This window comes from Vibrio sp. A37, from assembly GCF_059777565.1.
Genome location: NZ_JBLNLI010000007.1, coordinates 85,147 through 110,301 on the forward strand (window position 1 = coordinate 85,147; position 25,155 = coordinate 110,301).

The window sequence follows — 25,155 nt, forward strand, 5'->3', positions numbered from 1 at the left end:
CTCGCTTGTGTGGGGCATTAGTTTTCCAGCGTAAAATTTACTCAGCTATGAAAGGTCACTCTTCCTTGGTGTAAGAGTCTATTATTTTCTGAATTTCGCCACTTTTTTTCATTTTAAATATCTCAATATCAAATTTGATGGAGAAATCCTTTTTGTAGGGATAGTTCTTCTCAGCTTCAATATCGGTATAACCTAGATAACCCTCATTTACAGAAACTATTGCAGCCTGCTTTAACACTACATCCCGAATATCATATTCACGATACTCTCCGGAATCTTTCATCTGTTTCACATACCAAGTAAAAGGAATTTTAGAGGTGATTGTACACTCTGCCTTTCTAACTAGAAGTGCAGGAATCGTGTCTTTAATATTGTTAACTAGTACCAACTCTATTTGCTTGTTCTTGACCATCTGATCGAATTCAACACCAGCTCGACCATCGCCACGCCACATCACGAACTTCACGCCCTGATAGTCATCTGGATACTTTGCTCGTGGCGTTTGCAGAGCTTTTTGGTCGCAGATGATCACATCGAACTGCGTAATCAAAGGAAGTGAATAGGGCCAAATATAAGGCCGCCTAGGTTCAGCGTCAGTTAACCAGTCATGGGCATGAAAATACGGAGGTAGAATAGCGAATACTCGACCTTCTTTAACTTCATGTTTTGCTCTAGCCCATGGAAGCACTCTAAATGTAAGCTTGTAGTCAGGCATTCTCGATACTGCCTTTCTAACAATGTCTATATAGACACCCGTAAGTTTCCCCTGTTTATCTCTAAAGGCAAAGGGTGGCAACGTATCATAAGTGGCAACCGTCACTTCTTGTTGCTCAGTAGAAATTGAAAAACGGGGTGCCAAAATGATAAAGGGCGCCAATAGAAACACTAAAACAGCAACCTTCAAGGCTTTTCCTCCATAAAAACCGCTCTTTTAAAGATAGCTTTCCATAGACGGACTGCCATAGCTACCGAGTATATTGATAGAGATCGAACCATACCAAAGAGCTTAGCCTTCACCTCCAAATTCAAAAGTGCAATTCTGAACGCGCAGTACCGTAAATATCTATTCAGGTATTCAAGAAAAATAACCGACATATCTATTCCGACGATCTCAATCTACACTTTTAATAGAATCAATTTTTCAATTAATTAAAATGTGGCGCTTACTCGTTTTAACCTTTTTATTAAGCTCTTTCTCTACTCAGTCCCAGACATTAAAAATAGGGTCAAACGAGCTTATTCATAAATCTTACAGAGACTGGGTTGGCAGCAAACCATGTTTATCAATTGAAGATTTTTCCTCCAAATACGCCAACCGTGGAACAGTAGAACTTATCCTACTTTGCCAGGCCCTTAGGCTTGGAGGATATACAGGTGAAATAGAAATAAAATCATATCCTAATTACGCACGAGCCTTAATAGAAGCCAGACAGGGGAACATTGATATACCTGCAGAAACAATGTGGCTAGAAGAGAATGCCAACAACCAGTTTTACCTTTCCGATGACATTATTCGTCAGGGAGAGTTTCAGAAAGGTGTATACATCAACCCAACCAACAGCAAATTACACAACGTGAAGACTCTCGAAGAACTCACAAACTATATCGCTGTCATGCCACACAACTGGTTTATCGATTTCAACACATTAAAAACTATGGGCATAAAAAATATCGAGAATGCCAGTATCAAAAAGATTATTTTTAGGAAGGTCTATGCGGCCAGAGCTGACTTCACTCTATTGGAATTTACTAGCCATAAACAGTTGATTCAGGAATATGACGGTATCATCTTGATTCCAATACAAGGGATTAAAGTTGGGCTGTTAGGTAAGAGGATGTTTGGTGTTTCCAAACAAATAAAGAATGGTGAACAACTTTTGCAACTGTTGAATCTAGGAATAAGACAATTACGCTCAGAAGGCAAAATTGAACAAGCCTATATTCAATCTGGCTTTTTCAATCAGCAAGTAAAAGACTGGCATAAAATTTTTCCCAATTAGACACTGTGATCTTTTGCAATGTTTTTGTTTTGAAATATCACCAAAACAGAGCTTTCAACAACAGAGCTTAAAGTGCGATTGACCGTCATTTAAAACAGCACCCAAATAACATACCACTTTATAGGTATAATTTAGCTTCAATATCAGAAATCCATTAAGATCAGACAATTACTCTATGTGATATGTACTCATAAAATTATCAATTTTATCTAAAAAGTTGCGCCGCAATCTATACTATTAGTATAGAAATTAAGTAAAGAGAGAGTTTAGCAAGTGATTAAGCCCCCTTTGCCAAGCGACGAAGAAGAACGCCTACAAACCTTACACTGTTTAAAGATATTAGATACTCTTCCAGAAGAAAGATTTGACAGAGTGACACGTTTGGCACGCTACCTATTTAACGTGCCTATTGCTGCTGTGAGTTTGGTCGATAAGAACCGACAGTGGTTTAAGTCATGCTATGGATTAAAAGTAGCGGAAACCTCTAGAGATATATCGTTCTGCGGCCACACAATTCTTGATCGCCAACCTCTTATCGTGACAGACACCGCTACAGATCCTCGCTTTACACGTAATCCTCTAGTTCTCGGAGAGCCCAATATTCGTTTTTACGCTGGCGTTCCTCTAATTTACGATAGCAAATTTAAATTAGGAACCTTTTGCATCATAGACGACAAACCCAGGCAACTAAGCGAAACTCAAATAAAAGACTTATCTGATTTAGCAAAGATGATAGAACAAGAGTTATCGCTGAGCTATAGCGTAACCGTTGATGAAGTCACCTTACTCTCTAATCGACGTGGATTTTCATGCCTTGCAGAGAAAGCGCTGCGTTATTGTCAGTTTGGTCGATATCCTTTTTCACTGGCGTACATAAAATTCAATGCATTAGGTAAAATAAGCGCAGTCCAAGGTAGTAATGAAGCAGACTCAGCCTTATCACAATTCGCCAAATCAATGATGCAAATCTTTAGGGACTCTGACATCTTAGCTAGGATTGATGATGACGTATTTGTTGTCTTTATGGTCGGTGCAATTGAACGAGTCGCACTTACGGCAATGAATAGATTAAAACAAGCGCTAGTGAACACCAATAAAGAATCCAAATCAAAATATGAAATTAGCTTTGATTTTGGCATTGCCTCTGGAAACGGAGCTGAAAAGCACTCTGTAGTCGACCTTATTGATATTTCTTATCAGCAAATGCACGCAAAGCTTAGCTCAATGCATTAGGAGATAATTCAAAACTACTTTAGAACAAAAATATAGCAGATAAATTCATTTTGAAGACCTAACCTCAATTTATATTTTTCATCAAATCTTCAGTTATTCACTACAAGCTCAATAAAATGTTTATTGAGAGGAACAAGTAAGTATTACGGCTCGGGAGATATTCATAAAGTATAAACTAGTAATATAAGCATGAAATCGTTCACTATTTCTCCTGAAACCCATGTAATTGACATATTTCATGATTGCAATCATTCTTTTTTAGTGCGCTCTAGAAGCGAACTTCTAGCAGCCCTATATCTTAGATATTAAAAAATACTTTGCTACAGGCCCCCGCTTTCAGTATTGACTACTAACACGATACTAGTGTTAAAGTTGCATTGAAAATGAATGTTAAATTAACTTATTGTCCAATAAGAATTAGTATTTCTTACTAGCAGTATTTTATTACGGTCAATACTTGGATTTTCGTAGTATAGAAGGAGTTTATTATGAGAAAAAGCATAGTAGCGATTACTGCATTGCTTTTATCATCTGGTTTAATATCAGCAAATGCAAACGCAGGTTCTAAAACATTGTGGACTAATATCCATATAAATAACAAAACTGACAGTGATATATATGTCTCATCGGATAAAAACTGCGACTCGCCATATGGAAGTGGCTTTGCTAAAGCTCACAGCAACGTCACAATTAACCCTATAAGTACAGTATTTTCATATATAGGAGGAGGCTCAAAAACTCCAGCGATTCAAAAAGGCTGGAGCTCAGAGTTTTGGTTATGTAAAGACCAAGGAGCTTCAAAACAAGAGACATCATATGTGCATTTCAAAAATGATCTCTTATATGACCCAAGTCACGTGTACGCTACACAAGCTTTAAGTAACGATACATATAATTACTTTACCACACCCGATTATTTTAAAATCGCATCTGGTGCCAATAACTTCGCGTATTACTACAATGGAAATAGTGGTTACAACGCTGATCTTTACTTCACGATTAAGGATAATAGAGCTAATTCAGCTCCGTTAGTTTATAAGGGACATTTACCCATCCCATCTTCACCCGGAGAATATACAAATAAATTATCCATTAATGAAACTGGTAAAATCTTAGATAACAGCAGCGCTAGTCTCGACTGGCAAGATGATGGTAACCTCGTCTTATATAATACAACTGGCAACGCCCTTTGGTCATCAGGTACGACATCTGGTACCAATAAAAAGGGAGACTCTTTTGCATTTAGACCCGACGGACTTCTAATGATATACAATGCAAATGGCGTTAGTGTTTGGCAACAAGGTGATGGGGGTGCCAATAATTTGGATTACACCAAGGTGACACTCACATTACAGCAAGATTGTGATTTGGTACTAGCTAACCAAGGAGTAGTACAGTGGCATTCTCTTACTAGATGTTATGACGTGGTGACACAAAACTAGTTTCAATTATATCAAATCTGACAGTTACCAAACTTTAACCCGGTTTCTGTCAGATTATTTCCTTGCTTATATGAATTTCTTTAGTTGTTTGTTTACAAGTATAATTTAGGCTCTAAATTGGATTCAGAGTTTTGGTATGTCCAGCAAGTTTTATTTTATCTGAATCGGACCATTATCATAAAATCCAAATACTACTACACACAAGCAAAAAATCACATTTCATATACTCTTGTTTAACTTTTTCAAGAAAAAGACCACAGTGATAATTAGGAAAGTAAATTTATACTTTTCATACCAATTAAAATGGGTATAAAAGGGAGGGTGTCAATATGTATAAACTACCTTTAAATATAGTATTAAGATTTTCCTGCTACTTTTTAATCATTTTATCTTTTACTTCATGGGCGTCAGCTCAAGGTGTACAGTGTGAGTTGGTAAAGGATACATCAGTTACTCTTCAGAATTACCAGTGTGGCACTAAATCAAACTTACTAGAACTCGAGTTATCTCAACTTTCCGTAGATAAACAATTACAAAAAGACATCTGCAAAGCTTATCCAGAAGAATCGATTAGCTTATGTTTTGACTATAACAAAGCACTATCACTGCCCTCATCAATAATAGGGATGATGAATGTCAATCTCGAGTCTCGTAGTGATGAAGACATCTGTAAATATATGGAGCCTTCAACTAAGTTTCAGTTACTCGATTACTTAGATAATTATATAGCTAAAGACTGCTCGTAGCTCCCCATGCAAAAAATATGTAATCACACTTTAAGCAGAGGCTAGTAAATCGTAACCTCTGCTTTTTTAAGCATCGGAAAAGTAATAAATTTGATACTTTTATACGTAACTAGGCATCATATAAGTATTTTATTTTCGTCTACAATATAACCGTTGTCATGGCAAGGAAGTCAAAGATGAAAATATTCGTTTTACTCATTCTACTCATCTCTTTTTCTAGTTTTGCTGAGCCTGTTAGAATCTGTATGGGTAACGGTACAGAATGGATCCCTTACGAAATGTGGGAGCGAAAAGATGGTAAGGTCGTTAAGGACAAATTTATCGGTATTATTCCCGATTCTGCCGCAGCGATATTTTCTAGCGCTGGTTATGACTATGAATTCCATTACATTCCTTGGAAACGCGTTATGAAAAACTTGGCTTCAGCAGATGCAAAGTGCGAGGTTGCCCTGTCTGTGAGCTTCAAACCTGAACGCACTAATTTTGTCTACTATGCATTTCCTCTTTACGCTGTAAATATTGGTTATTTCTATTCGAAGAATGAATATTCTACACCTCCAAAGCTAGAGAGTTTAAAAGACAATGAGGCTTGCGGCATATTAGGTTACAACTACAGAAATTATAAATTCGATAAAAAAATCAAAGAATTAAAAGATTCGAATACTGTCTTTGAATTTCTTCGTAAAAAACGATGTAAAATATTTCTAAGCGAGATTGAACCTATCCAATATGGTATTAATCAAGGCCTCTACCCGAACGCTACAAACGTCGCATACACAACTATAAGCGATAAGGCTTTTCACGTTGCTGTAAATAAGAAAAGTCCAAGAGCCACCAAATTGCTCGCTGATTTAAACCAAGCTCTTATTATTCTCACCTACACAGGAAAGTTAGGAGAAATTCAACAGAGCTATCTAGGAAAAAATTATAAGCCAGAGTGAGATAAACACTACTTCACTTTGTAGCTCCACTAGGATCTAGTGATCCTAGTGGAGCTCAGCTCAATCAATTGAATCAATAAGTTCAGGTAATATTTCAAACAAATCCCCTACCAAACCATAATCAGCTATTTGGAATATAGGCGCTTCAGGATCATTATTGATTGCGACTATAACTTTTGAATCCTTCATTCCAGCTAAATGCTGAATTGCTCCAGAAATACCTATCGCAATATAAAGCTCCGGCGCCACTATTTTACCTGTCTGGCCCACTTGAAGATCATTGGAAACAAAGCCCGCATCAACCGCGGCGCGAGAAGCGCCAATTGCACCACCTAATTTGTCCGCAAGCCTCTCTACTTTTTCGAAGTTCTCTTTGCTACCAAGCCCACGTCCACCCGAAACCACCACTCTTGCTGCTGGCAATTCAGGACGTTCACTTTCCGTTTTTTCAATGGAGACAAACTCGGAAAGAGTATTGGAAACTTCATATTCAACACTGCGTATTTCAGCGCAAGCGACATCACTGCTCCTCACCGCTTCGAATGCTGAACCTCGAATGGTAATCACTTTAATAGGATCATTAGACTTTACTCTTGCAAGTGCGTTACCTGCATAAATGGGTCGAATAACAGTGTCTGCACTTTCAATTTCAATAACATCTGATAATTGGCCTACATCCAATAAAGCGGCAACTCGAGGTAAAATATTTTTGCCAAATGTAGTTGCAGCAGAAACGATGTGCGTATATTTACTCCCTATCTCGGCAATCAATGCAGAGGCGCTCTCAGCTAATACATGTTTAAATTCTCCTGCATCAGCAACGAGGACACTGCGAATATGCTCAATTTTAGATGCAGCCCCTACAACATTCTGGCAGTGGTGCCCGAATATAAGCAGATCAACTTCAGCAAGTTCTGCACTGTTAACTAGATCTCTGACAGCACCAATAGCGCGTAAAGTGTCGATGGTTAGATCAGACCCATTATGTTCAGCCACAACCAAAACAGATAACGTATTTTCACTCATAGTTTCACTCCAAGCCTATTCATTGCCGACATTCATATTACTTTCGCGTCATTTTTTAGTTTATCGATCAGTTCAGAAACACTAGAAACACGCACACCAGATTGACGCTCTTTCGGCGAAGCAATACCTAAAATTTCTTGGCTCGAGTGTATAGAAACATTCAACTCTTCAGGCGTTACCACATCTAAAGGTTTACGTTTTGCTTTCATAATGTTTGGCAATGAAGCATAGCGAGGTTGATTGAGACGTAAATCAGTACTAATCACTGCAGGCAGACTAAGCTTTAACGTCTCTAAACCACCATCTACTTCTCTAGTGGTCAAAGCATAGTCGTTGTCTAACTCTAAGTTGGAAGCAAATGTTCCTAATGAACAATCGGTGATAGCAGAAAGCATTTGTGCAACCTGATTGTTGTCGGTATCTATCGACTGTTTACCTAACAGTACTAGCCTTGGCTGCTCTTTTTCCATTATCGCTTTAAGCAGCTTCGCAACAGCAAGTGGCTCTGGAGAAAAGCTTTTAATGTGAATAGCGCGGTCTGCACCCAATGCTAACGCAGATCTAAGCTGCTCCTGACAACTCTCTTCACCAATTGAAACCACTATAACTTCTTCAGCTCCCCCTGCTTCTTTTTGCCGTATTGCTTCTTCTACTGCTATTTCACAGAAAGGATTCATCGCCATTTTCACATTGTTATTTTCAACGCCAGAGCCATCAGACTTTACTCGAATTTTCACGTACGGATCTATTACTCGTTTAATTGCTACTAAGATTTTCACGTTATCGTCCTTATAAATAAAAAACTCTGCTTTACTGATAGTTTTGTATACCCAATATTTGGATTTGTAATGAAGCAACTATCAACAGAAAAAAGAAAACCAGGTCACTTTTTCAGCTTAGTAAAGTTTACGTTTACGTCAACTGCACTATAGTTATTTCTAAGTTTGCAATGTAAGAGAAGATTTACATTATGGAAAGAGAGTGCATGGAATTCGATGTCGTCATTGTTGGGGCCGGTCCAGCAGGGTTATCTTCTGCTTGTAAGCTCGCTCAATTGAGTAAAGAATCTGGCAATCCCTTGTCGATTTGCGTGGTGGAAAAAGGCGCTGAGGTGGGAGCACATATTGTTTCAGGTGCTCTTTTCGAAACAACAGCTTTAGTAGAACTCTTCCCAAATTGGTCAGAGCTAGACGCTCCAATTCATACACCTGTTGACCACGACCAGTTTTTATATTTTGCTGGAAAACATAACAGTATAAAAATCCCGCACTTGTTAATGCCAAAGCCTATGCGCAACTCCCAGCAAACCTACATTATCAGCTTGGCAGAGTTATGTCGTTGGCTGGCAAGGCAAGCAGAAGCTCTCGGCGTAGAAGTTTTTCCTGGATTTGCAGCAGCTTCTGCGAATTTTGATGAAAGCGGTCGCGTGACCGGTATCAACACCTCGGATATGGGCTTAGATAAAAATGGTGAGCAAAAGCAAACCTTTGAACCCGGAATGGAGTTAAAAGCGAAGTACACAATCTTCGCAGAAGGAGCTCGCGGTCATATTGGCAAGCAACTGATTGAAAAGTATAAGCTCGACCATGAAAAACAACCGCAGCACTACGCCATTGGCCTAAAAGAATTGTGGCAGGTCCCAGAAACACAACATCAAGCAGGGACTGTTATTCACTCTGTTGGCTGGCCGCTAAGCGAATCCAAATCATTTGGTGGCAGCTTTCTCTATCACCTAGAGAACAATCAAATAGCGGTTGGCCTCATTGTCGACTTAAATTATTCCAACCCTTATTTAAGCCCGTTCGATGAGTTTCAAAGACTTAAACACCACCCTGCTTTTAGTCAACATCTAAAAGGCGGACAACGCATTGCCTACGGAGCTAGGGCGATAACTAAAGGTGGGCTTAGCTCATTACCCAAACAACAGTTTCCCGGAGGGTTGCTGATTGGCTGTGATGCGGGAACACTAAACGGCGCCAAGATTAAAGGCAGTCACACCGCGATGAAATCCGGTATGCTGGCGGCAGAAGCCGTCTTTGAACAACTCAAAAAAGAGACACCATCAGATATCGCCGATTATCAGTCTTTGTTCGAGTCTTCTTGGCTATACGAAGAATTAGAAAACTCTCGTAACTTTAATTCTGCTATTCACAAATTTGGCCATTTAGGCGGAGGTTTAATAGCAACTTGTGAGCACAACCTCTGGCTGCCTTCTTTTGGAAAAAAAGTACCTTGGACGATAAAAGATAATGCTCTTGACCATGAATCTTTTATCGAAATTAACCAATCGACCCCAATCGACTATCCTAAGCCTGACAACGAGTTGAGCTTTGACAAACCCTCTTCCATCTACCTTTCCGGAACTCAGCATGAAGAAAACCAGCCGTGTCACTTAGTGATAGAAAACCCATGCACCCCAATACAAAACCATTTACCGCGATTTGATGAACCGAGCCAAAGGTATTGCCCTGCAGGTGTGTATGAGATTATCAAAGTCAATGACGAGCCAAAGTTGCAAATAAATGCCGCAAACTGCATTCACTGCAAAACATGTGATATTAAAGACCCTTCACAAAATATAACTTGGGTACCCCCAGAAGGTGGTGGAGGACCGAGTTACCAAAATATGTAGCTCTGTTGCCTTAACTCAGCATATGCTGCAGATATATATAACGTAACAAATAGCGTCAACAGCAAAGACTTCTGAAATGACATGGGAAACGAATCCACCATGTTTAAGTTGTTGCGACTGAAAAGGCGCCCACTCACCGTTTGCTAAACGGATAACTTCCAAGTGCCCAGCTGGAGAAAAAGAAAAAAGTACTCAGGCGATTAAACCTTCGTTGCTCGATGAGCAACGAAGTCAAAGCAAATTATCACCTTATATTTAGTTATTTCGTATTGTAATCAATTTATAACGTAGTGTTTCCACCTTTTATAACTTCAATATTATCTGACTTGGGAAAATATCTAAACTCTTGCTGCAAGACAGCTTTTTTCTTAGATAATGTCGCTTCCTTTGCCAATGTATTACTCTGAATGACAGTTTTAGAATACAAAGATTCTATATTCGAGAATCGCCATTTACCCAACTCCTTTTGATAGGAAAATATAATATTGTCAACGTATCCAGGTTGATTAGGAGAAAACACCATGAGATGCCCACGCACTATAGAGCTAGAAGGATCAGCCAATAATTTAATAACACTCCCATTACGTACTGGGCTTGAACTACAATACCCACCCACTACTTGAGCACATTCCACTTCATATCCGGTTTGGTTGCGAATTGATGCTTCAGAAGATGAATAAGTGATTTTTCCTTTGTTAGCTGGTATTAAACTGCTGCATCCAGATATAGCAGCAACTCCAAGTAGCAATATACTACTCATTTTTATAGACGAAAGTGAGCCCACATTACCCTCGACTAGTTGGCTGTGTTTTTTCCAATACAATGGTATCAGGAGTATATTGTTTTACCGTTAATTTGTTGTATTGGGATGAAGTTTTGAATGCCCATTGAAGTTTACTATTTTCTTTGTAGTCAAAAACAATATCATCCACATACTTACCAGGTACTTGCTTGTCAAACACCATAAAGTGCCCACGAATTTCGTGCGATCCTGGATCAGGAAGCATCTGTATATAACCGTTTGCTGGCATTGGATTATTGGCACAATAGCCGCCTATTACTTGAGAACATTCTACGACATAATCCGTATTATTATTTAAGCTACCAAAATACCCAGGCAGTGATAAAGCATCTTGAGCAAATGCGGATCCAGTAATTAATAGCCCTGTACCAAAAATCATTAAAGGCAGTTTCTTAATATTCATTATTATTCTCCATACGTAGTGTCAAAGGAAATATATAGTTACATATTATCTTCAAAGCAAAAGACAGGGTTATGTCAAAACTATATAAATTAAATTCAATAAAAAATATTCCACCCTTGTTAAGAAGTAGATTAAATGATTAAATTTCAGCCACTGAATTTATAGTGTAATATACCGTAATTATCAGTTTATTGATTTAATGAAAATAATCAGTTCTACTGTACCGTATATAATAGAATCGTATACTGCAATTGAAATTACATTAATATAATTATTGACATCACTCTCTTTTCCAATATATAAAATTCCATCCGAGAATTTATCTCTAGTTTTTGCTTTGTTAAATAGACTAGCGAAACATTTTGGTCAATTAAGGCAGATAGAAAATGGAAAGTGGATTCGTTGAGGTAACTGGAGGAAAAATATATTGGCAAAGAGTTGGAACCAATATTAAGACTCCTATCCTCACCCTTGCATGGTGGGCCTGGAGGCTCTCACGACCTTATGTTTGAGCCCTTATCTAAATTATCTAAAAATCGACAAGTGATATTTTATGACCAGCTAGGAGGGGGGCGTTCTGATAGACCGAATGATCTGTCGCTATGGAGTATCCCTAGATTTATCGAAGAAATCGTTAGACTGAGAGAAGAATTAGGCTTAGATCAGTTATATTGTTGGGCGGATCTTGGGGAGCCACTCTAATGGCAGAGTATTTGTTCACGAACCCAGATGGAGTAGAAGCTGCAATATTTTCAAGCCCATGCCTAAATTCTAAAATGTGGAAAGATGATGCGGACCGCTTGCGTTTGACATTGCCCAAAGACGTCCAAAACATACTGTCTACGCATGAAAACATGGAACAACACAGAGCCCAGATTACAAGGCAGCGATCTGGGAATACCTCAAACGATTTGCATGTATGCTCGATCCTATTCCAAACAACGTTGTTAACGCGATAAATAACTCTAATCAAAGTATTTACCAGTATGTGTGGGGACCTAGTGAATTTTATCCGACAGGTACGTTAAAGGAGTACGATGCTACTGCAAGGCTACATAAGATACTCATCCCTACTCTATTTGTATGTGGTCAACAAGACGAAGCGACCCCTGAGTCAACAACATATTTTTCAAGCTTACTGCCAAACTCTAGAGTTAAGATAATCGAAGAAGCTTCGCACCTAGCACTACTAGAGAAAACTGACGACTATATAAACATAATCTCAGATTTTTTAATTGAAATTGGAAAGTAAATGTTTGGAAAATAGAAAGGGCGAACAAAGCTCGCCCTTAATCGACAATTGTGCCTTAGCTATTGTGGTTTTTTCGCCAAAACTTCATCAATATCTGACGCACTATGACGCTCTAGCAATTGCTCCCATTCTTCACCCATTGGGCGATTCACAATTCGCCCTCTCTGCACGGCTTCACGTGAGAAAATATCTTTTGCCCAGCGCTGAACATTTGTGTAGCTTTCTACATCCAAAAATTCACCCGCGTTGTATGAGTTTGCAATAGCCAGATTTCCATACCAAGGCCAAGTCGCAATGTCTGCAATACTGTACTCGTCACCACCTAGGTATCGATTGTTTGCTAGCCTTTTATCTAACACATCAAGCTGACGCTTTGCTTCCATTGCAAAGCGATTAATTGGGTATTCAAATTTTTCTGGGGCATAAGCGTAAAAGTGTCCAAAGCCCCCTCCTAAATAAGGGGCAGAGCCTTGAAGCCAAAACAGCCAATTCATTACCTCAGTTTTCTGGGCAGGATCTTTAGGCAGAAAATGACCAAACTTCTCCGCTAAATAAAGCAATATAGAGCCCGACTCAAACACTCGAATTGGCTCCGAGCTCGACCTATCGACGAGCGCTGGAATCTTAGAGTTCGGGTTAACATCGACGAATCCAGACGAAAACTGATCGCCTTCGCCAATTCGAATTAAGTATGCATCGTATTCCGCTTCTTGAACCCCCAGCGCTAGAAGCTCCTCAAGCATAATGGTCACTTTCTGCCCGTTAGGAGTCGCTAAAGAATAGAGCTGAAGAGGATGCTTACCGACGGGTAATTCCTGTTGATGGCGGGCACCAGAATCAGGCCGGTTGATGCTCGCCCACTCTCCACCATTCTCGTCATCCATTGTCCAAACTTTTGGAGGTACATATTCGTTCGTCATTGTGATTCCTTAATTGTGTTTGGTACTACCTCTAGAAGATATTAGGTCTAACACAAGATTTAAAACCGTAACTCTTTAATTTTTTTATAACGTTTGGTTCTAATTTAAGTGCTCATAGATATTAGACCATGCGCCATGTGCGCTCTCGATTCGTTATGGAATCAAGTACGGATTTAAATGTGACCCCGTTAAACGAATAATGCGCAATTATACTAAAGTAGCATTTTCATATGAGAATCAACCTAGATTTTCACTCACCCAATTCGCACTATATGCAACCTTACTACTATCTTTTGCTTAGGAACAATCGAATACTAAAAGGAATTAGGATGACTGCAACATTAGAAAGCCAAGTACAAGTAAGTAGCGTACCAGAATTGATGTCAAATGGGATGGGCAATAGCTGCCTTAAGCAGGCGGTGGGTTTCCACTTAAATACTATTCGCTATCCGGGTATCGATACATGCATCAGCATATCTGTCGCCTACGAAGTTGGTATTGCCGGACTTCACCTGTTTAGGACAACGATGGAAAGTACATTGGAAGCTGCCGTTGAGCAATTAAAAAGAGAATCAGCAAAATGCACTGGCTCGATTACTCACATACTTATCGCTGGAAACATTGAAAACTGGATGAAAAAAGCGCCATTTCATAACTACAGCCTTTCAAATAAAACCTCGAAAAGCATCAAATCACTGTTGATGACCAAATTTCCTATAGAAGGCAGTGAAATTATAACCACGACCCAAATTAGAGGGGATGTAGAAGTGACCTTGCTCAACGGAACCCTTAGCGCAGAAACCTATGAGACAGATGATTAATCATGATTCAAAGCAAGAAAACTGACTTAGATAAAACAAAAGCCTCTTCTTAAAAAGCTTTCTACCAGAAAAGGCGTAAGCTTCTACAGTTAAAGACATGAGTATATGTTGGCAAGTGAATATACAGCCTGCAATGTATTTATGTCTTTTTCATTCTACTCTTAAAAGAATACTTTCAACGCACCCTGAAGTTCATGAATTCTATTTCAACTCGACTAGCCATTATTTATTTTTGCCTTGCGTTAGTCGTTGCTGTGTCTCAAGCACTCATCAACCTTTGGAGTGACTTAAACAGAAGTAAAGCTGAAATAGAGACAAATATAACCAGTATTTTGAATACGGCAGCCAGCCCCGCGAGCCAAGCAATTTTTGACGTCAATGAAATAAATGCAAAGGAAATATTGCAAGGGCTTCGCTCCTACCCGTTTGTTGTAAAGGGAATTATTATTGATGATTTGGGTTTAGAGTTTGCCACTTTTTCCCGACATGGCGAATCTACTCATCGATCAGGCTGGATATCGAGTCTAGTATTTCCTCATGCTCACCAACACTTTTCTAAGGAGCTGTTCAATAAAACATATGACACTAAAATGGGAACGTTAATTGTCACTGTTGATTACAACATCGCGTTACTTCCTTTTTACAACCGAATGAACTCTCAGATCATTAGCTCTTTAATTGGGACCTTAATCATATTTGTTGCCCTATTCCTCGCTACGTACGCCTACATTACGCAACCGCTTATTGGTTTAGTCAACGCGCTGCGTCATCAATCAGTTAGCAACAAAGTTACTCTCAAGACACCGCCAGGTCACAGAACATCCGAAATAGGAACCCTAGTTAAAGAGATCAATAAAACGTTTAGTCAACGTTACAAGGTTCAAGCAGAGTTAACCCAATTGAATACTGAGCTGGAGAGTCGGGTAAGAAAAAGAACAATAGAGCTTGAGCAAGCTAACCAGCACTTAGAAATGTTAGCCACAATCGATCCCTTAACCAACATCAGTAATCGTAGGGACTTATTTAATAAGGCATCCGAGAAGTTCAAGCTATTCAAACGCTATAAGCGTTCTCTATCAGTTGTTATCCTCGATATAGACAACTTTAAACGAATTAATGACCAGTATGGCCACAAAGTAGGAGATGAAGCCATCGTTAGTTGCGTACATAGCTGCCTATCTTGCTTACGTGAGACTGATATTCTTGGCAGAATTGGCGGAGAAGAATTTGCCATCATATTACCTGAAAGCGATGAAACCCAAGTGTTCAACATCGCAGAAAGAATAAGATCTCAAGTTCCCAAAAGTGAAGTTTTATTAGGCTACGACATTTCCATGACAGTGAGCATGGGGATTTTTACTCTAAACGAAAAAGTCGAATCCATTGTTGATGCCATAGATGTAGCAGACAAAGCCTTATATCAGGCAAAACAGAATGGGAGAAATAGAGTTGAAGTCGGACATTTAGTCTAAAGCGTGTTGATCATTTGAGCTGGAGTTTTTTCTAATCCAAAGACATTTAATCGCTACGCAGATTAATAAACTGTGTCACCTACTACAAAGAAACGCCAACCTATAGAAAAAATCGAAAAACTCTAATCTCCGTCAGCCTTGCTATTTTCGTAGGGTTGATACAAAAGCTTTTCATTTTTTAGAGCTTGCTGAGTTTGAAAAGTAAGAAACGGATTATCCAATCGAATATAAACTCGTTTGTCGAGGTTCAGTTTTTCTATTGTCTCTAAATAGTGATCTAAAAAGATTTTATCCAAGTCACCACTCTCGAGTGCAAGCAACATTCCTTTCCTGATCCGCTCAGCTAAAACGGGGTTTTTCTTACTCACAAAGAAAAATGTCGGCAACGGATAAACCAAAAGTATATGAGGTTCGATTTCTAAACCTAGATGTTTGTATTTTTCGTACTCAGGCAACACTTCACTTACACTACGAGAAAAGCAGTCGAATCTTTTTCGAGTTAGCATTTCAAATAATGGAGTATATTGAGACGATTTTATAACCGATATACCATTGGATTCCAATATCGTGGTATCTGGCCAGTGAGTACCTTGCCCTATCGTGATATTTTTTTCTTTCCAGTCAGATAGAGTTCTAATACCCTGAAATTTATCCAAATTATCGGACTTAACTAAACAGACTCGAAAGCCAAGTAGCCCTTTTGTAACCGGAATTCGGATGGGTAGCAATTCACTTTCCCTTGAAGCGTCAGGAGCAAAAGCCGCAATATGGACATATTTGTTGTTGACCAGCTCTCTAACTACCCGCCCTTGTTCCATCCTTTCTGTATCGACGAGTTGGTAGTCACCATATTCCGCTTTCGTATTGTCTAAAGCTTGTTTTAAAACGGCATACAAACCGGGATTACCCACTTTTATTCGATTCCAAGCTAAAATTTCTATTTTTTCAGCGGAAACGTCGAAGGTGAACCCGACTAAAAGACATAAGAGTACGGCTTTTGATTTCATAAAAATGCCTGTTACCGATAGCACAAACTTCCAAAAATCAGCCTAGTAAAACACCTTAAAGGCTATGTGTAATTCGAAAACGCAGTCACGTTAATCTGCTGCGTTGAGTATAGTAACAAAAGCATGTTGAGCCGGAGCTAATCCATAAGCTGTTTTATAATTGAGAATTTAAAGATGAACGAAACAAATTAAGCTACATCCGTAACCCGCCATCAAGTTCTAGAACCCGTCCAGTAAAATAATCGTTTTCGAATATAAACTTGGCAGCGTGAGCCATTTCTTCGGTTTGCGCGATCCTGCCTACAGGAATCATTTTTTCTAAGCGCTCTATCGCTTCTGGTTTAAGTTGTTCAGACATGGAAGTTTGCACGACCCCCGGCGCAATGGCTGCCGCGCGAATACCATAGCGAGCAAGCTCTTTCCCCCACCCAACGGCCATAGTGGCAACGGCAGCTTTTGACGCTGCGTAGTTCGTTTGCCCCATGTTGCCAGCTCTCGCGACACTGGATATGTTAATAATCACGCCCTTACTTTCGGTTTTGACCATGGCCGCGACGGCTTCGCGAGTACACAAAAAAGTGCCAGTTGTATTAACGTCCATAACAGACTGGAACTGCTCTAACGACATTTTGCTGATTTCACCATCTTTAACTTTAACCAACAGCCCATCGCGCAGTATACCTGCACTGTTTATCAGTCCGTTAAGCTTTGAAAAATCACCAATTACTTTGCTAAATGTCGTTTCAACTTCAGTCTCATTGGTCACATTGACGGGATATATTTCTGCTTTTACCCCAAGCTGGTAGCACTGCTCCTGAGTCGATTTTAGCGCTTCCACATTCATATCTAGCAGCGCAATATTTGCTCCGGCTTCAGCAAGTGTAAGCGCCATCTTTTGACCCAACCCTTGCCCTGCCCCAGTGATAGCAACAACACTATGCATTAGCTCCATCGTAGAACTCCTTTTCTTACTATTTGCTATTTTGCTTGGCGTTGGTAAAACTCAAACAAGCTTGAAAAATCGAGTTGTTCATTCCCATTTGCGTTGTGCATCGCATACAGGTTTCTTGCCAGTGCACCCATAGGAATAGCTGACTGGCTTTGAGCCGCAGCGTCCATTCCAAGCCCTAGGTCTTTAAGCATTAATTTGCTCATAAAACCGGGTTGGAATTGATTGCTTGAGGGTACATTTTCCATCACCCCAGGGCATGGGTTATACAACTCCAACGCCCAGTTTCTGCCAGAGCTTTGCAGCATAATATCTGAGAGCACTTTAGGGTCTAGGCCATTTTCTATGCCTAGGTTGAGCGCTTCACAAGTACCGGACATCAATATACCAAGCAGTAGATTGTTGCAGATTTTCGCCATCTGTCCATCTCCAGCCTTACCTGCATGAAATACATTTTTCCCCATATGCTGCAAAATAGGTTTCGCTTTTTCAAACCCTGCGTCTGAGCCCCCTACAATAAATGTCAAAGTAGCTGCTTTTGCTCCTGCTACCCCCCCAGAAACCGGGGCATCAACGAAATCTAGCCCGCTTTGAGTCGCTCCGTGGGCAACAGCTCGCGCTGATTCCGGGTCAATGGTTGAAGAGTCGATAAGAAATGTATCCTTTGAAACGAGATTCAGCAGCCCTGCCTCACCAAGATACACCGATCGAACGTGTTGTCCTGCTGGTAGCATGGTGATAACAGTATCCGCTCCTTGAACGGCTTGCTCTATTGAAGGGGAAACCTTCGCTCCTTGGCTTTCGACGACTTGCGTCGCTGATTTGTCGAGATCGAAAACCTGCAGCACGTGACCTGCCGCAACTAAGTTTTCCGCCATTGGACTGCCCATGTTCCCAAGTCCGATAAATGCAATGGTGCTCATGAACTTTCTCCTGATGAAGTGATAACCAATTAACTAAGCGTTAAGCTGCGCGAGAGGATGCCTCTCAGCAGGCCACAATGATTTAAATAAAGTGTCTATCACTGAAGTATCGACTTGCATGATGGAGTCAAACTTCCAGTTGGGTTTCCCATCTTTATCGATAAGCCGTGCTCGCACTCCTTCTTTAAACTCTCCCAACGTGCTGCTTCTTACCGACAACGTCAGCTCTAAGCGAAAACAATCTTCAAGTGATAACGATTGATACTGAGTCACTTGCCGAAAACAGATATGAGCGGTAATTGGGCTGCCAGCATCTAAGGCAGCTTTCGCATTCACTAGCCACTTATCTTCACTTTCTTGATCTGTTTCTATTGCATGGATTTTTTCAACGATTGAGCTCAATTCAGCGTCACGACATGCGGATTGAATTTGACTGAAATAAGGCATCAAATGCCCTTGAGGAATTTGGCTTATGACTTGTTGTGATAAATTTGCCAGTAGATCGCTGATTGATGATTCATGATTCGAGCTGACTAGCCAATCGAGCTGCATCAGTTGATCAAGCAATTGAAGCTTTTGTTTAGCAAGAATAAAGTGATCGGCCAGCTTAACCGTAATCGCATCGTTGGCATTTACGCTAGCGCCCGTTAAACCAAGGAAAAGACCTATGCCCGGTTCCAAGCGGCTCAAAAACCACGTACCGCCCACATCGGGATACAGGCCAATTGTAACCTCTGGCATGGCTAGTCTAGATGTTTCGGTCACTATCCGGTGGCTAGCTCCCATAAACAAACCCATTCCGCCCCCCATCACTATGCCATCCCCCCAAGCAATAATCGGCTTGCGATAAGAATGGATGAGGTAGTCACACTGATACTCAAGAGTAAAATATTGCGTGCAAAATTTTTCTATTTCAGTATTACTTTCAGTACTCATAACATGATACATCGTCCGCACATCACCACCAGCACAGAAAGCTTTCTCTCCAGATCCTTGCATAAACACACAAACAATTGCGTTGTCCGCTTGCCATCTTTCAAGCTGATTTTTTAGCTGCTGCAGCATGTTATAGGTCAGAGCATTTAGGGATGACGGATTATCCAATGTGATCACTCCAATACGGCAATCACTCACTTCACATGCTAGCTCTTCAAACCTGACGTTATCTGCCATAACCTCTCCTACTACTGGTTTTTCCAGACTGGTTTGCGTTTTTCAAGAAAAGCATTGACCCCTTCCATCTGATCTTCGGTATCAAACAGTTTTATGAAGTAATCCCTTTCCTTGGTTAAACCATGTTGCAATGTTGAGGAACGGTTGCTTTGAATCAGCTTCTTGGAAGCGGCGACAGAAGAAGGAGACTGATTCGCTACCATTTCAGCCAGTTTAATCGCTGCCTCGAACGACTTACCTTTCTCAACCACTTCTTCCACGAGTCCAATGTTCAAGGCTTTCTCGGCGGATAACTGCTCACCACATAAAATCACGCGCTTAGCCCATCCTTCACCAACTAGGGCTGTTAAATTTTGCGTGCCACCCGCACAAGGCAGAAGCCCCACTTTTGCTTCAGGCAAACCCATAAGGGCTTGCTCTTCTGCGATTCGAATATCACAAGCAAGTGCAACCTCTAATCCCCCTCCCATCGCGTAGCCATTGATAGCTGCGATGGAAACTCCCCTAAATGAAGAAAGCATTTCGTACGCCTCTCCAAATACCTGAGCCATATAAAATGCGACAGATTTATCACCTGTTGCAAAGACATTTAAATCCGCGCCCGCAGAAAAAAACTTTTCTCCATTACCTGTAATTACTAAGGCATAAATATCTTTATTGAGATTCAGTTGAGTCACTATCTGAGATAAATATTTTAAGCTAGCTTCTGTCCAAGTATTTGCTGGAGGGTTGTTCATAGTGAGAACAGCAATATGGTCTTTAATCTCAACTAAGATTGCGTCACTTTGCTCAATATCCATGGCTAATGTTCCTCATATAGAAGTTCGTTTTCTTCGGCCAGCTACAATATTTCAGTACCTTCAGCCAGTAATCGACGGGCAATAATTAAACGCATAATTTCATTTGTCCCTTCCAAAATTTGATGGACACGAACATCTCGAAAATAGCGTTCTAACGGGTACTCTTTAATATAGCCATAGCCTCCGTAGAGCTGGAGAGCTTGGTCACAAACCTTAAACCCCACATCAGTAGCAAACCGCTTTGCCATTGCACAGTAAGCAGTCGCTTCTGGATCTTGTCTATCAAGCTTACTAGCTGCGTATCGCACTAACTGACGAGCTGCCACAAGCTCTGTAGCCATGTCCGCCAACTTAAATTGCAACCCTTGGAACTGTGCTAAATATTGACCAAACTGTTTTCTTTCTTGCATGTATTGCGCTGCTTGAGCGAGTGCTTGTTGAGCGGTACCAATAGAGCAGGTAGCAATGTTTATTCTGCCGCCATCTAACCCTTTCATAGCAAACACAAAGCCTTCACCTTCCTGTCCTAAAAGGTGACTTTCCGGTATCTCAACATTGTCAAAGCTAACGGTACGGGTGGGTTGACTATTCCAGCCTAGTTTGGGCTCTTTGCGCCCATAACTAATCCCTTTTACTTCAGCGGGAACAACAAAAGCGGACACGCCTTTCGCGCTATCTTCACCCGTTCTTGCCATAACAACTAAAACTTCAGTATCACCAGCGCCAGAGATAAAACATTTACCTCCATTTAAGATGTACTTACCGTTTTGTTTTTTCGCACTGGTTTTTAGTGACGCCGCATCTGAGCCAGCATTGGGCTCAGTTAAGCAATAAGAGCCAAGCCATTCTCCGGAGACTAACTTTGGACAAATCTCAGACTTAACGTCATCCGTCGCAAAGCTTGCAATCATCCAGGTCACCATATTATGAATAGTCATAAATGCAGTGGTGGACGTACAACCTTGCGCGAGTTGTTCAAAAATTATCGATGAATCCAAGCGACTTAATCCTAGTCCACCATTCTGCTCAGGCGTGTATAGGCTCAGAAAACCCAGTTCCCCTGCTTCACGTAAAATATCTTTTGGAAAAAACTGCTTCTCATCCCACTCCGCAGCCATGGGACTTAAGCGCTCAGATGCAAACTGGCTGGCAGCATCGGCAAATGCACGTTGATCTTCATTGAGTTCGAAATCCATCTTTCCCCCTAATTGCTACAAACCAATTATTTCAATTGAATAGTTAAGTTTGGGCCAGTCGGAATATCATCATCAAACCAACGCGAAGTGACTGTTTTTGTTTCTGTATAGAAACGGACAGCTTGCTTACCATAAGCGTGTAAATCACCATAAAAGCTGCCACGCCAGCCAGTGAATGAGAAGAACGGTAGTGGAACTGGAATTGGTACATTTACCCCGACTTGCCCAACCAATATCTCATGTTGGTATTTGCGTGCAGCCGCCCCACTCGCGGTGAATATGGATGTACCATTTCCATAAGGGTTGCGATTAATAACCTCTATTGCGTCTTCTAACGTGTCAACTTCCAAGCAAAGCAAAACAGGGCCAAAAATTTCTTGCTGATAAATGGACATGTCCACCGAAACGTTGCTAAAAATGGTAGGTCCAACCCAGTTTCCATTAGGTCTATCTTTAACTTCACACTCACTTCCATCTAACTCACATATCGCGCCTTGATCTTTCCCTTCCTGTATCAAGCGCAATACACGTTGTTGTGCTTGTTGGCTAATCAGTGGCCCATAGGCTGCAGTGCTGTCATCCCATTTACCGGGTTGAATTTTCGCCATCTCTGTTTTTAAATCGGCTACCCACTCTTTCGCGCTACCGACAAACACTGCAACAGATATCGCCATGCAGCGTTGTCCAGCCGCTCCAACTGACGATCCAACCAAGTTGCTAATCACTTGCTCTTTATTCGCATCCGGCATCACCACCATATGGTTTTTTGCGCCAGCAAATGCTTGCACACGTTTAAAGTGTTTGGTGCCTTGTTGATATATGTACTGTGCGACGGGGACGGAACCAACAAAAGAGATCGTTTTGATATCTGGGTGAGCCAATAGAGCGTCAACTTGCTCTTTTTTGCCATGAACAATTTGCAATACCCCCTTCGGTGCACCCGCTTGTTCGAATAATTCCGCCAGACGCATTGCAGTAAGTGGAACTTGCTCGGAAGGCTTCAAAATAAACGTGTTACCACTGGCGATGGCAATAGGGAACATCCACAATGGAATCATGGCTGGAAAGTTGAACGGAGTAATTCCACAACACACCCCTAGCGGCTGAATCATCGAGTAGGTATCAATGTCCGTGGCAACATTTTCAACCATTTCCCCCATCATATTGCTGGCAATATTAGCGGCTTGTTCAACAACTTCAATCCCTCGCCACACATCACCTTTGGCATCTGCGGTCGTTTTGCCAGTCTCTTCAGACAGTATTTTCGCGAGTTCATCATGGTGCTCTTTTAGGAGGTGTTGATATCGAAGCATGAGGCGAGCTTTCTCTGGCACTGCCACTTCTTTCCATGATCGAAACGTAACGTTTGCACTCCCAATCGCTTGCGATATTTCCCCTTCTGTCGCACAAGGAACCTTCGCAATCACTTCGTTGGTAGCAGGGTTGGTAACATCAATCCACTCGTTGGCTTCAGACTGACGAAATTCACCATCAATAAATAATGCAACTGGCTTAGTCATGACTTCTCATCCTTTATTCTTCAACGGTATCTCTATGCCTACAGCAGTGGCTTCACCGCCACCAACACATAAGGATGCAATACCACGTAGTACTTTCTTGTTCGAACTGTCTCCACCAACTCCAAGAGCTTGCAATTGGCGCAAACTGTGAATAAGCGTGACCAAAATTCGAGCGCCACTGGCACCAATTGGATGCCCTAACGCACATGCCCCGCCCTTAACGTTAACTTTGTCTTTATTAAGTCCTAATTGGCTCACAGCAATCTGAGTTACCACAGCAAAAGCTTCATTTATTTCCCATAAATCGACTTCTTCGATACCCCAATCCAGCTTTGAAAGCAGATGCTCAATGGCGTAAACAGGTGCAATGGTAAATTCAGACGGCTTTCTAGCATGTGTCGTATGACCTTTAATAATCGCAAGGGGTTTCAAGCCTTGTTTTTTTGCTACATCTGAATCCATCAATATTAAAGCTGAGGCTCCATCAGAAATCGCACTGGAGTTGGCTGCGGTCACCGTGCCCTCTTTGGCGAATGCTGGCTTAAGCTTGGGGATTTTTTCGAGATTGATGGATGGAGGTAGCTCGTCATAGCTGAACAGCTCTTGGGACTTTTTCTTTCCTGCCGACAACGTTATTGGTTCAATTTCGTCATCAAATAAATTCTGAGCTTGTGCTTCAACGGCTCTTTGTACGGATAAAGCTGCCCATTCATCCATTTGCTCTCGACTAAACTCGAGCTTGTCTGCAATTTGCTGGGCATAGACACCCATTAACTCTCCCTCATACGCATCCTGCAGGCCATCTAAAAACATATGGTCTTGCGTTGATTTATGGCCCATTCGCATGCCATTCCGCGCGTCTTTAAGCAGATATGGGGCATTTGTCATGCTTTCCATTCCACCTGCTATTGCTGTCGAAATAGAGCCCGCTTTTATTAGATCATGAGCAATCATGACTGTTTTCATGCCAGACCCACAAACTTTATTGAGAGTACTGCACGGTATGTTATTGGGCAGTTCTGCACCGAGGGCCGCCTGCCTTGCTGGCGCTTGACCGCACCCCGCAGGTAGCACACATCCCATGATCACTTCGTCGATATTCTGTGGAGAAACTGAGGCACTTTCTATCGCTGCCCGAATCGCAATTGAACCAAGTTCAGGTGCTGAAAATGGTTGCAATTTACCTTGAAAACACCCAAGAGGTGTGCGCTTTGCTGATACTACCCAGATGGCCTTGTCCATTTTGTGCCCTCTATTGAAAATAAGTAATCAATTTGCCACTTCGTTTCTTGACGTTTACGTAAGCATAGCACTAACATTAACGTAAACGTAAAGAAACAAATTAATTACATTGATTTATTTTTATTTGTGAATGTCATCATCTTTTTACAGTGACTCTAACTAAGCCACTGCTTTGACAAAAGCAATCTTCATAGATGACATAACTTTGGGGGAAAGTATTTGGTGGAAACTTTTAAGATCAGCGAGTTAGCAAATGAATTCGACGTAACGACGAGAAGCATTCGTTTCTACGAAGAACAAGGATTAATTCACCCTACTCGCAATGGAAAAATGCGGGTTTATCAACGTCGTGACAAGATAAGATTAAAACTAATACTAAGAGGCAAGAGACTGGGCTTTTCTCTTGACGAAATTCGAGAACTGTTTGAGCTTTATGATACCAATCAATGTGATACCCAACTTTTGAAAATGCTGGATATCATTGATGAAAAACAACAGCAACTACAACGACAACTGAAAGATATCGATGTAGTCATGCAAGAGTTAAACAATGCCCGCGAGCGCTGTGTACAAGCATTAAACCGCAGTGAAGAAGATAAAAAAGTGAACAATAAAAAAGCATCTTAACCAAAGATTCGACTCCTTGGAGGCGTCA

At 41.0% G+C, this 25,155-nt stretch carries 24 protein-coding genes and 1 pseudogene; 11 read left to right on the forward strand and 14 right to left on the reverse strand.

From position 1 onward, the window contains the following. Nucleotides 1-55: 55 nt before the first annotated feature. Nucleotides 56-904 (reverse strand): substrate-binding periplasmic protein, encoded by an 849-nt coding sequence (locus tag ACM2FC_RS13665; RefSeq protein WP_498481496.1) that lies wholly within the window; start codon nucleotides 902-904, stop codon nucleotides 56-58. A 250-nt stretch (nucleotides 905-1,154) separates the two neighbouring features. Between ACM2FC_RS13665 and ACM2FC_RS13670 the strand changes: the two genes are divergently transcribed. The 5 genes from ACM2FC_RS13670 (at nucleotide 1,155) to ACM2FC_RS13690 (ending at nucleotide 6,362) form a co-directional block, all read left to right on the forward strand. Next, nucleotides 1,155-2,000 carry a type 2 periplasmic-binding domain-containing protein gene (locus tag ACM2FC_RS13670; RefSeq protein ID WP_498481497.1) on the forward strand — a complete coding sequence of 282 codons (846 nt, stop codon included), beginning with the start codon at nucleotides 1,155-1,157 and terminating at the stop codon, nucleotides 1,998-2,000. A 273-nt stretch (nucleotides 2,001-2,273) separates the two neighbouring features. After that, the gene (locus tag ACM2FC_RS13675; protein ID WP_498481499.1) at nucleotides 2,274-3,233 is read left to right on the forward strand and encodes a GAF domain-containing protein; all 960 of its coding nucleotides are present in this window, start codon (nucleotides 2,274-2,276) and stop codon (nucleotides 3,231-3,233) included. A 488-nt stretch (nucleotides 3,234-3,721) separates the two neighbouring features. Beyond that, nucleotides 3,722-4,675, forward strand: a complete 954-nt coding sequence (locus tag ACM2FC_RS13680; protein ID WP_498481501.1) for a hypothetical protein — start codon at nucleotides 3,722-3,724, stop codon at nucleotides 4,673-4,675. 329 nt (nucleotides 4,676-5,004) lie between these two features. Continuing rightward, the gene (locus ACM2FC_RS13685) at nucleotides 5,005-5,421 is read left to right on the forward strand and encodes a hypothetical protein (protein ID WP_498481502.1); all 417 of its coding nucleotides are present in this window, start codon (nucleotides 5,005-5,007) and stop codon (nucleotides 5,419-5,421) included. Between the two features lie 176 nt (nucleotides 5,422-5,597). Next, the gene (locus tag ACM2FC_RS13690; protein ID WP_498481503.1) at nucleotides 5,598-6,362 is read left to right on the forward strand and encodes a substrate-binding periplasmic protein; all 765 of its coding nucleotides are present in this window, start codon (nucleotides 5,598-5,600) and stop codon (nucleotides 6,360-6,362) included. Nucleotides 6,363-6,422: 60 nt separating this feature from the next. On the opposite strand, the gene ACM2FC_RS13695 is transcribed toward ACM2FC_RS13690, so the two are convergent. Together ACM2FC_RS13695 and ACM2FC_RS13700 are read right to left on the reverse strand one after the other, a co-directional pair. Further along, a complete protein-coding gene (locus ACM2FC_RS13695) occupies nucleotides 6,423-7,388 on the reverse strand; it encodes an electron transfer flavoprotein subunit alpha/FixB family protein (protein ID WP_498481504.1) in 966 nt (321 codons plus the stop codon). A gap of 32 nt (nucleotides 7,389-7,420) precedes the next feature. Then, nucleotides 7,421-8,167 (reverse strand): electron transfer flavoprotein subunit beta/FixA family protein, encoded by a 747-nt coding sequence (locus ACM2FC_RS13700; protein WP_498481505.1) that lies wholly within the window; start codon nucleotides 8,165-8,167, stop codon nucleotides 7,421-7,423. A 191-nt stretch (nucleotides 8,168-8,358) separates the two neighbouring features. On the opposite strand from ACM2FC_RS13700, the gene ACM2FC_RS13705 reads away from it, so the two are divergent. Continuing rightward, nucleotides 8,359-10,020: an electron transfer flavoprotein-ubiquinone oxidoreductase gene (locus ACM2FC_RS13705; protein WP_498481506.1), complete on the forward strand. Its 1,662-nt coding sequence runs from the start codon at nucleotides 8,359-8,361 to the stop codon at nucleotides 10,018-10,020. A 280-nt stretch (nucleotides 10,021-10,300) separates the two neighbouring features. On the opposite strand, the gene ACM2FC_RS13710 is transcribed toward ACM2FC_RS13705, so the two are convergent. Beyond that, a complete protein-coding gene (locus tag ACM2FC_RS13710; protein WP_498481507.1) occupies nucleotides 10,301-10,780 on the reverse strand; it encodes a hypothetical protein in 480 nt (159 codons plus the stop codon). A 25-nt stretch (nucleotides 10,781-10,805) separates the two neighbouring features. After that, nucleotides 10,806-11,225 carry a hypothetical protein gene (locus ACM2FC_RS13715; protein ID WP_498481508.1) on the reverse strand — a complete coding sequence of 140 codons (420 nt, stop codon included), beginning with the start codon at nucleotides 11,223-11,225 and terminating at the stop codon, nucleotides 10,806-10,808. A gap of 504 nt (nucleotides 11,226-11,729) precedes the next feature. Between ACM2FC_RS13715 and ACM2FC_RS13720 the strand changes: the two are divergent. Next, nucleotides 11,730-12,184, forward strand: a pseudogene (locus ACM2FC_RS13720) (alpha/beta fold hydrolase). Then, on the forward strand, nucleotides 12,145-12,477 hold the full coding sequence (locus ACM2FC_RS13725; protein ID WP_498481509.1) for an alpha/beta fold hydrolase: 333 nt from the start codon (nucleotides 12,145-12,147) through the stop codon (nucleotides 12,475-12,477). The pseudogene ACM2FC_RS13720 and the gene ACM2FC_RS13725 overlap by 40 nt, the downstream one beginning before the upstream one ends. 59 nt (nucleotides 12,478-12,536) lie before the next feature. Here the strand turns inward: ACM2FC_RS13725 and yghU are convergent, their stop codons facing one another. Then, entirely contained in the window at nucleotides 12,537-13,397 is an 861-nt protein-coding gene (gene yghU, locus ACM2FC_RS13730) for a glutathione-dependent disulfide-bond oxidoreductase (RefSeq protein WP_498481510.1), read from the reverse strand. A gap of 329 nt (nucleotides 13,398-13,726) precedes the next feature. Between yghU and ACM2FC_RS13735 the strand changes: the two genes are divergently transcribed. Further along, nucleotides 13,727-14,218: a hypothetical protein gene (locus ACM2FC_RS13735; RefSeq protein WP_498481511.1), complete on the forward strand. Its 492-nt coding sequence runs from the start codon at nucleotides 13,727-13,729 to the stop codon at nucleotides 14,216-14,218. 194 nt (nucleotides 14,219-14,412) lie between these two features. Then, nucleotides 14,413-15,690, forward strand: a complete 1,278-nt coding sequence (locus tag ACM2FC_RS13740; RefSeq protein WP_498481512.1) for a GGDEF domain-containing protein — start codon at nucleotides 14,413-14,415, stop codon at nucleotides 15,688-15,690. Nucleotides 15,691-15,812: 122 nt separating this feature from the next. Here ACM2FC_RS13740 and ACM2FC_RS13745 read toward each other — a convergent pair whose 3' ends face one another. The 8 genes from ACM2FC_RS13745 to ACM2FC_RS13780 form a co-directional block, all read right to left on the reverse strand. After that, complete coding sequence (locus tag ACM2FC_RS13745) at nucleotides 15,813-16,697, reverse strand: transporter substrate-binding domain-containing protein (protein WP_498481514.1); 885 nt, start codon at nucleotides 16,695-16,697, stop codon at nucleotides 15,813-15,815. A 193-nt stretch (nucleotides 16,698-16,890) separates the two neighbouring features. Further along, a complete protein-coding gene (locus ACM2FC_RS13750; protein ID WP_498481515.1) occupies nucleotides 16,891-17,649 on the reverse strand; it encodes an SDR family oxidoreductase in 759 nt (252 codons plus the stop codon). A 26-nt stretch (nucleotides 17,650-17,675) separates the two neighbouring features. After that, nucleotides 17,676-18,569, reverse strand: coding sequence for a 3-hydroxyisobutyrate dehydrogenase (mmsB, locus tag ACM2FC_RS13755; RefSeq protein WP_498481516.1), 894 nt, complete (start codon nucleotides 18,567-18,569; stop codon nucleotides 17,676-17,678). Between the two features lie 33 nt (nucleotides 18,570-18,602). Then, on the reverse strand, nucleotides 18,603-19,742 hold the full coding sequence (locus ACM2FC_RS13760; protein WP_498481517.1) for an enoyl-CoA hydratase/isomerase family protein: 1,140 nt from the start codon (nucleotides 19,740-19,742) through the stop codon (nucleotides 18,603-18,605). Nucleotides 19,743-19,753: 11 nt separating this feature from the next. After that, the gene (locus ACM2FC_RS13765; protein ID WP_498481518.1) at nucleotides 19,754-20,542 is read right to left on the reverse strand and encodes an enoyl-CoA hydratase; all 789 of its coding nucleotides are present in this window, start codon (nucleotides 20,540-20,542) and stop codon (nucleotides 19,754-19,756) included. A gap of 41 nt (nucleotides 20,543-20,583) precedes the next feature. Next, a complete protein-coding gene (locus ACM2FC_RS13770; RefSeq protein WP_498481519.1) occupies nucleotides 20,584-21,738 on the reverse strand; it encodes an acyl-CoA dehydrogenase family protein in 1,155 nt (384 codons plus the stop codon). Between the two features lie 26 nt (nucleotides 21,739-21,764). Next, a complete protein-coding gene (locus tag ACM2FC_RS13775) occupies nucleotides 21,765-23,258 on the reverse strand; it encodes a CoA-acylating methylmalonate-semialdehyde dehydrogenase (RefSeq protein ID WP_498481520.1) in 1,494 nt (497 codons plus the stop codon). Between the two features lie 6 nt (nucleotides 23,259-23,264). Beyond that, nucleotides 23,265-24,500, reverse strand: coding sequence for a thiolase family protein (locus ACM2FC_RS13780; protein ID WP_498481521.1), 1,236 nt, complete (start codon nucleotides 24,498-24,500; stop codon nucleotides 23,265-23,267). 222 nt (nucleotides 24,501-24,722) lie between these two features. Between ACM2FC_RS13780 and ACM2FC_RS13785 the strand changes: the two genes are divergently transcribed. Then, nucleotides 24,723-25,127 carry a MerR family transcriptional regulator gene (locus ACM2FC_RS13785; protein WP_498481522.1) on the forward strand — a complete coding sequence of 135 codons (405 nt, stop codon included), beginning with the start codon at nucleotides 24,723-24,725 and terminating at the stop codon, nucleotides 25,125-25,127. Nucleotides 25,128-25,155: the final 28 nt, after the last annotated feature.